An 8,326-nucleotide genomic window follows, 5' to 3' on the forward strand; every position below is an offset into this window, starting at 1 on the left:
AAATTTGCACTTCCAATAGCTGAATTGGGATTGGTCAAGGCCGTGGCTACGGCAATATTGCGCTTGCGAGAGATCGCCTTTTTGCCAGTCATTAACGTGATGTTGCCAAACTTGCGATGAGTGAGTCATAAATTTCTCCTTGTGTAATGACAGTGGTCATTATCTACCATGGAGATCAGGATAGAATTATGCGGAAAATTGAGCGCTTACGTATGGCTCGGGTTAACACCAAAACAAACAGCATCTGGCAATGTTAATCGGCTTGGCAGTATTACTAAGCGGGGTGATTGCTATTTGCGTAAACAACTCATCCACGGCGCGCGAACAGTGGTGAATCACGCTCATAAAAAGGACGATGACTTAAACCGTTGGATCACCGCCCTTAAGGACAGAAGAGGGCGAAATAAGGCCGTGGTTGCTACCGCCAGAAAGCTAGCGAGGCTGATGTGGATTTTGCTGCAAAAGAATACCCTTTATGTGCCTCAATTTTCCCAAACTGGCACCAATGAATACTAAGTTATGGATTGTCAGGGCAGCTCGAACGAGGCAAGGGCTTATAGCCCGAGTGGGTGATATGAGCCCCTGATAATCCCCTTCCATTGTTTGCTTAATGAATGATGACAAAATGGCTTTACCTACCTGCATAAAACCCGGCAAGGGCACGACCTTTAAGGTCGATTGGGTGTTATCAATTTAGGGTGTGCAGGTTCGGAACACATCAGAGGCGCCAACTGAGCATAATCAGCATGGTTAAGCCCGAATATATGTCAGAGCGACACTTTCAAGTCAGCCATCAAATAACGAACAAACAGGATAAAAGTTACAAGCCTAATCGGAACATTTTGAAAAAATGTGTCTGAAGACTAAAAACGGCTTGCATCTGTGAGAACGTCCATATATGTCTGGCTGTTACCAATATTTGAATGTATCAGTCACGGCGCCTGGTCAGAAATCAGCAATAAAATCGAATGGGCTACCAGTTATATATCAAAGAACGCTCAAAAGTCCGCGCAGAGGAAGTCTAAAGAAAACATTATGTTAGACGGAATTTACGTTGAGCTTAATGCTTAAAGTTCTGTCTATGCATGAGCTTATGCTCATCCTTCAGTTTGCCTTACTTAGTAAACAGGGTTCAGTGCCCACGGTACACTAAAGCTGGTCTTACCTGGTAAATCTTCCTTGACTCTCGAAATGGTTGGTGACAATTTAATCAATAGTGTATTTATTATACTAAATTATGAACGCCATTGTTTCAATCATTTATTCAAGGATGAGTCTATGAAACACATATTACTAAAACTAGTCTTGCTGGCAGCAATCGCCAGCCCGCTTATGAGCCAGGCAAGCAGTGAGCCTACTCCAACACCACGTATCATTGGCGGTACAGATACCGAACTAGGTGAATATCCGTTTGTGGCCGGCATCGGCAAAAAGTCATCACCAGACGATATTTTCTGTACTGGCACTTTCATAGGGGGAAACAAGGTGCTGACAGCCGCTCATTGCGTAGATGGAGATACAACTGCCGATGAGTTAAAGGTGGTTTTGGGCACCAATGATAAAAATGAAATAACAAAAGAACATCAATATTGGGTTAAAAGGATTACCATACATCCCGGTTATGTTCATAACAGCCTAAGTATAACTAATGATATCGCAGTGTTAGAGACCGACCGTGACATTGTTACCGCTGAACCAATTAAACTGGCTTCCCACTACGAATTTTCTGATTCAGAACTTTGGTACGAGAATTTGACAGCGATAGGCTGGGGTTTTGAAACAGTAGCCCCTTTTTATCAACCTGACATATTGAAACAAGTAGATGTATCTTTTATACCTGATCCAGAGTGCAGTATTGAAGAAAATTTAAGTTGGGATCGCAATATAGCTAACAATATGGATAACAATATTTTGTGTACAATTCGCCAAGATAGCCAACATAATAGTGATAGTGGGAATATCTGTTTTGGTGACAGCGGTGGGCCCCTTGTTGTAAAAAACGATAATGATGAATGGGTTCAAATCGGGGTACTTTCGTTCATGATTGAACCATCAGACGCTCCTTGTTCAGCGGCCATGAGTGGGTATACCGAAGTGTCAAAATTTCGCAATTGGGATCCAATATTAGAAGTAGACCCCCCTTTGAATGACAACTGTGTACGTTTCTTTAAAGGTGCTAATTACTATGGCAGTTTTAAGGATTTTTGCCTAAGAGACGATGGATCTGAACATAATTATAAAGTTATAGATTCTTCTTTCGATGATAGTTTTTCATCGGTAAAGGTAGGTGCTAACGTATACGTCACACACTTTGAAAATACAGGTAATGGCGGCTGGGCTTGGACACAAAAAGAAGATAACCCGGCCTTTAATAGTGGTACCGACAACACTATTTCGTCTGTAACGATCTTCCCGAGGTATATTCATCCTATGTGCGGTCGCTTTTGGAGTCGGCAAGGGTACGAAGGGCAACGCTGGGCTCGCTGCTTGATAAAGTCGAATGGGAGATCTACGGCAATCATACTACAAGAAGATTTACCACCAAATGTGAGCATAAAGTCCGTTCAAATGGGCACAGCCGCGAATGCTTTTGCTGTTGGGCTTGGGGATACTACTGGAGATGAAGAGACTTTTGAAGATCTTTTCTGGTATCAACACTTTGATGCAGGTTCAAATTACTGGAGTACGTTTTACGAGAATGCGTTCATTAATAGTGAGAATTATATTAATATAATTTTGGATCCAGTAAATGATGGTACCTACGAATATCGTATGATTGAAGCTGTAGGACTGGGTATGTTCGAGCAAGCACCAGAAGGCGCGTTTTTCACTATTGAGGTAAGCTCAACCAATGGCGAAAAACAAACTATTAAGGTGGAGCTAAAACCAGGTGAACATCATAGTCATATATGGCCTCGTGTGATTGCACGTGCCATAGATTACGCAGAAATTGATGGCGTAGGAGTAGGTGTTGAACATTATGCTGATATCCCGCCCCCTGTGGGAAGTACGTATCCAAATTTTGTCTTTTGGGAAGCAGATAAAGTCCGATCAGTGAACATTACATTGGTAACCGCCGAAAATTTAATGCGTGATGCTGATGAAGATGGCATTACCTTTCTTTACGACTACTCTGACGTTATTCACTTTAGCCCCATCCGATTAGATGAAACAGAAACAAATGAAACCTTTACGGGTAATAAAACCTTTACGGGTGACGAAATCATCATCACCATACTCGAGATAAATGCGGCACCGGAATTTATCCGCATACCCATTAGTGATTATTGGAAGGAGGCGTGGCGCTGGCCTCTAGCGGTTGCCAAACGTATTAATGAGCTCGGCCGTTCGGGGTTAGCAGCTGGCGAAAAAATTGGTGACCATGTGGTTGGCGCCCCATTGGCGTCAGGTGATGAAAATTATTTGAGATATGAAACACACATATTCAGAGATATCTCCATTAACAATGCGGACTCCTGTGTGACTGCCTATAGTGAACCTGACTATAATGGTGAGAGCTGGTCCTTCTGTACTACTGACAAGCCTTGGTGGGATTCTTCCCAAGATTGGGTGAATAACATTCGTTCCTACAAAGTAGGTGATAATGTGCAAGCTGAGTTTGACACAACGGATGGAAAGGTATTTGTGGAAAGTGGGACCGAAGAGCCAAGTTATAACGACTACTCTAACAACGGGATTTTCAGCGTAATCGTCACTCCAAAGGAAAATCCTAGAAAAGTAGGGCCAACGTGTGTTCGATTATGGACCAAGGAAAATTTTAAAGGGCAACCTTTTGACCATTGCATGACTAATGGTTCTTATTTTCACGTTAATTTTGCAGGTCTCGTCGAGAACAATAATATAGAGTCAATAGAGGTCGGTAAACGTGCAAGAGCTGTACTCTGGAATGGTTGGAATGGTGCTGTAAACAGAACATTTTTGCCATCGCATTCTTACAGTGGAATTGGTGAGTTTAGGAATCGAGCGCAATCCTTGGATATATACCCAGCTGGCAATGCATTAGAGCCAACGTGTGTTCGATTATGGACCAAGGAAAATTTTGACGGGCAACCTTTTAAGCATTGCATGACCAATGGTTATTATTTTCACGTTAATTTTGCAGGTCTCGTCGAGAACAATAGTATAAAGTCAATGGAGGTCGGTAAAGATGTAAAAGCTGTACTCTGGAATGGTGATAAAAACAGAACATTTTGGCCATCGCAGGATAATAGTGGACTTGGTGAGTTTAGGAATCGAGCACAAGCCTTGGAGATATACCCATTTACCAATGCATTAGAGCCAACGTGTGTTCGATTATGGACCAAGGAAAATTTTCAAGGGCAACCTTTTAAGCATTGCATGACCAATGGTTATTATTTTCACGTTAATTTTGCAGGTCTCGTCGAGAACAATAGTATAAAGTCAATGGAGGTCGGTAAAGATGTAAAAGCTGTACTCTGGAATGGTGATACAGCAGGAACATTTGTTCGAAATAATCCTAATCTTGGTCAGTTTAGCAATCGAGCACAATCCATGGAGATATACCCTAGTTTTTGAAGTTATGATTAATCAACAACTGTTGAAAGATTCCCCCGGGCATGCCCGGGGTACTTACCGTGACGACGCAAAAGCGTTGACCAAAATTACAAACTGCTTACGCTGTAATTTTGGAGTTGGCATTTATCCACGGGTAAACCCATGGTTTTATGTATGCACAGAATAAACGGTGCCCAGGAGAATAACCATTTAGTAAACGATTCAGTTGTGACAGTAGAAGTAACATTCGTTGATGCTAGCCCTGTACAAACCATAGACGTTAGCATTGGTGAGGCGTCTGATAGGCTGGCAATCGACAGGCAAGCAATGTGCAAGATTATCCAGTAAGTAATTGTGAGCCTTTTCTGAGTTTAATTCAGACTCTGGATACACTTTTTCATATAACGTTAAGGCTCTGCCACCCATAGGGATACTAGCCCTAAGCACTTGAAATATTCCCTGACCGTTGATAGAAGACCAATCGACAATGACAAGAGGGAGAGGGTTATGGCCAACCAAATGTTCAGTCATGAACTCATAAAAATAGAGCCGTTCACTATGCAAATAAGGGTTCCCAATTAACCTATCAGCTCGCTTTATATCGTGCTTCTTATCTGTATCAGAGCTATTTTTAAGACCACGACCAAGGTATGTGACAGTCACTCGTTGGTCACGCATTCCCGATTCAACAAAAGTAAAAACGGTACTAAGCCTGACGGAGTGAATATCAGGGTAAGTCGTTGCGATCTTAGAGATCCCCTCATAAATTTAATGTCACAAAATCCCAAATACTCGGCGGTAAATACGGTGACTCTTCAAGTAACGATAGAAATTATTCATTAAAGGTGCTGCCTATTCTTCCCGCATATTTGGCAATAGTTGATAATAAATACAGCCTTGACGAAATAATGAATAGCTTCGAGTCTTGCTCGTATTCGCTTTTATCGTTTTCTCCAAATCAGCTTCTTCACCTGCTTGACCAAGCAATGTGAGCAAGCCTATCGCAAGTGCACTAATCAAGAACAAACGGTCTCTGAGTGCTGGTGAGCGAGTTGACGTTTCGCTCATACCCATACCGAATCGGTAATCTTTAATATCTCGAAATGTTGTCTCAATCCCCCATCGTTTGGCATATAGGTCCAAGATTTTTGACGCTGCTAGATCACTACGGCTAGAGGCTAAAAACCAAGCGGCTTTCATTCCTTTCTTCTTACAGTAGTTTGCTAATTTAGCAAAAGCGCTGGCAAATAAATGTCCAGAAACGTGTTTCAGTGGATGGTCAAGACAGTGGATGGTCAAGAAAAATCATAAATGCCTAGCGAGTAGTGAGCTGTGCGAGCGTCAGGAGTGGCTTTATTATTTTACTCCCGAATTCAAGTACGAAGTGCGACACTTCCCCATTTAAGCAGCCATGCACATTTCTTTGAATATCACGGCTGGCTGTTTAAAGCCTAAACACTTCTTTGGCCTGTAATTTATTCTCGCCATGGCGAGGGATATCACATCCTCACTAACTTCACGTAAATCAGAGCCTTTCGGTACATACTGACGAAGTAGACCGTTAGCATTCTCGTTTGCTCCACGCTCCCATGAACTGTACGGATGTGCAAAGTAAACATCTGCCTCTAACGCCTCCGCAATTTCTTCATGATTAGCGAACTCTCTGCCATTGTCAGCAGTGATTGTATGTACATGCGTTTTATAGGGCATGAGTAGGGCTTTGTTGCTTAAGTCGATGGAACTAAATCTAGCATTTACGATCTGATCGGCTACATCCATCAATCATTGTAGCCCCATGCCTAAACCTCGTTACAAAACAACTAACTGGAAGCAGTACAACAAAGCCTTGATCAACCGTGGCTCTCTGACCTTTTGGATTGACGAGGAAACGATAGCTGAGTGGAAGCAAAACAAACAAGGCAGCGTGGTAGACCTCGCCGATTCAGCGACTTAGCCATTACTACCGCACTGATGGTGAAACGCATTTTCTCTATGCCATTGAGAGCGCTACAAGGTTTTCTAGACTCTGTCTTTAGCCTGGCTAACATCCCGCTTGTTTGCCCGCACTACACCTGTATAAGCCGCCGAGCTAAGGAAGTTGAGGTTTCATTTAAAACCAAAACCAGAGGAGCAATACAACACCTGGCAATTGATGCAACTGGCCTCAAGGTTTATGGCGAGGGTGAATGGAAAGTCAAGAAGCATGGTACTGATGGGAAGCGCAGAGTCTGGCGTAAACTGCATATTGCAGTAGATACAAGCACTCACGAAATAGTCGCAGCAGAGCTGAGTTTATCTGGCGTAACCGATGCGGAAGTGCTCCCCAACTTACTCAAGCAGACGCGTCGTAAACTCATTGAAATATCAGGTGATGGTGCTTATGACACAAGGAATTGTCATGATGCGATACGTATTAAGCGAGCGGTTGCGCTTATCACACCACGAGAAGGGGCTGCATTCTGGGAACAAGGACACCCTCGCAATTTAGCAGTAGGTTGCCAGAAGCTCTACGGCTCCAACAAAAAGTGGAAAAAGCGGTATGGCTACCATAAACGCTCGCTATAAGAGACAGCAATGTATCGGGTGAAACAGTTGTTAGGTGGGAAATTAAGCTTGAGAAATTACAATGCTCAGGTTGGCGAGACTTACGCAATGATCAAAGTGCTGAATAAGCTTACAGGGCTAGGTATGCCTAAAACTCAGTATATCGCATAATAACCGAACAGCTTTGGGCTGCCATGTCTTCCAACCGAATTAAGCAACAAAGCCGGGTTGATCATCACAGGTGCGCCATTGGGTTTGGTTCAATTTGAAGATGTTATCTACTGGGATCATTTAAAAAACATCATGGAGTGGGCTAACAAGCACGTTACCTCAACTCTTTATGTGTGCTGGGCTGCTCAAGCAGGCTTGAAATTGCTGTATGACTTGCCAAAACGCACTCGTAAAGAGAAGCTTTCTGGCGTTTACAATCACGAGATTCACAATCCTTACCACCCTATTCTGCGTGGTTTTGATGATACCTTCTTGGCACAACACTCTCGCTATGCAGATTTCTCCCCAGAGTATCTAGCAGAACACACCGACCTTGATGTACTTGCCACATCAGACGTTGCTGGTGTGTATCTAGCGGCAACAAAAGACAAGCGAAACGTGTTTGTGACCGGTCACCCTGAATACGATGCCCAGACACTTCACAATGAATACATCCGTGATTTAGGTGAAGGCATGGAGCCAGTTATCCCTATCAACTACTATCCAAATAATAACCCTGACAACAAACCTGTTGCGAGCTAGAGAAGCCACGGGCACTTACTGTTCTCAAACTGGCTAAACTACTGCGTTTACCAACAAACACCTTACGATTTAGATCACTTCAGCGAAGAGAACTTTACCAAAGACGATTAAGTATTTGCTGTTTTAACAAAAATATAATGCTGCAGCCAACATGCTGTTTACTCCTATACCCGTTGAAAACAAGCTGAATGGGCGCAGCTTTTGATGCAGATCTTTCCCTTGGTCGTGCCAGATTTACCTAAACACATATGCCGCCGGAGCATTTGTCTATTTTATTTATTACTTAACCTGAACTCGGGATAAAAAAGAAGGGAACTAAAAGCTGGTTCTGCGATCAGATCTTTCGACCAAGAGAGACTTATCACAAGGAACCAGCTATGCACAAATTAGTGGACTTATTTTGCCATGTCGATGACTTTTGTCAGGCTTTTCTACCCCAGTGGCAAAAACTTCAGCTTGAGAGCGGCGTACGGAAGCGTAATCGCAAAGGCCG

At 43.0% G+C, this 8,326-nt stretch carries 2 protein-coding genes and 8 pseudogenes; 6 read left to right on the plus strand and 4 right to left on the minus strand.

Annotation, left to right across the window (positions count from 1 at the left end):
- A partial coding sequence (tnpA, locus tag VTH8203_RS25810) for an IS66 family insertion sequence element accessory protein TnpA (protein ID WP_442478235.1) occupies positions 1-129 on the minus strand: 129 nt, incomplete at its 3' end.
- Between the two features lie 81 nt (positions 130-210).
- Here tnpA and VTH8203_RS23305 point away from each other — a divergent pair.
- The 3 genes and pseudogenes from VTH8203_RS23305 to VTH8203_RS23315 all read left to right on the plus strand — a co-directional run.
- Positions 211-516, plus strand: a pseudogene (locus VTH8203_RS23305) (transposase); the annotation flags it as partial.
- A 375-nt stretch (positions 517-891) separates the two neighbouring features.
- Positions 892-1,071: pseudogene (locus VTH8203_RS23310) on the plus strand (IS4 family transposase); the annotation flags it as partial.
- A gap of 207 nt (positions 1,072-1,278) precedes the next feature.
- Positions 1,279-4,557, plus strand: coding sequence for a S1 family peptidase (locus VTH8203_RS23315; RefSeq protein WP_158296235.1), 3,279 nt, complete (start codon positions 1,279-1,281; stop codon positions 4,555-4,557).
- Between the two features lie 279 nt (positions 4,558-4,836).
- Here VTH8203_RS23315 and VTH8203_RS23320 read toward each other — a convergent pair.
- From VTH8203_RS23320 to VTH8203_RS23330, 3 pseudogenes are all read right to left on the minus strand, one after another.
- Positions 4,837-5,304, minus strand: a pseudogene (locus tag VTH8203_RS23320) (IS4-like element ISPpr2 family transposase); the annotation flags it as partial.
- A gap of 6 nt (positions 5,305-5,310) precedes the next feature.
- Positions 5,311-5,751, minus strand: a pseudogene (locus VTH8203_RS23325) (transposase); the annotation flags it as partial.
- A gap of 186 nt (positions 5,752-5,937) precedes the next feature.
- Positions 5,938-6,252, minus strand: a pseudogene (locus tag VTH8203_RS23330) (IS30 family transposase); the annotation flags it as partial.
- Between the two features lie 79 nt (positions 6,253-6,331).
- Between VTH8203_RS23330 and VTH8203_RS23335 the strand changes: the two are divergent.
- From VTH8203_RS23335 to VTH8203_RS25815, 3 pseudogenes are all read left to right on the plus strand, one after another.
- Positions 6,332-7,251: pseudogene (locus VTH8203_RS23335) on the plus strand (IS5 family transposase).
- Positions 7,252-7,296: 45 nt separating this feature from the next.
- A pseudogene (locus VTH8203_RS23340) lies at positions 7,297-7,944 on the plus strand (homoserine O-succinyltransferase); the annotation flags it as partial.
- Between the two features lie 266 nt (positions 7,945-8,210).
- Positions 8,211-8,326, plus strand: a pseudogene (locus VTH8203_RS25815) (IS982 family transposase); the annotation flags it as partial.

The sequence above is a fragment of the Vibrio thalassae genome (assembly GCF_900089835.1).
In the GTDB taxonomy this organism is placed as follows: domain Bacteria; phylum Pseudomonadota; class Gammaproteobacteria; order Enterobacterales; family Vibrionaceae; genus Vibrio; species Vibrio thalassae.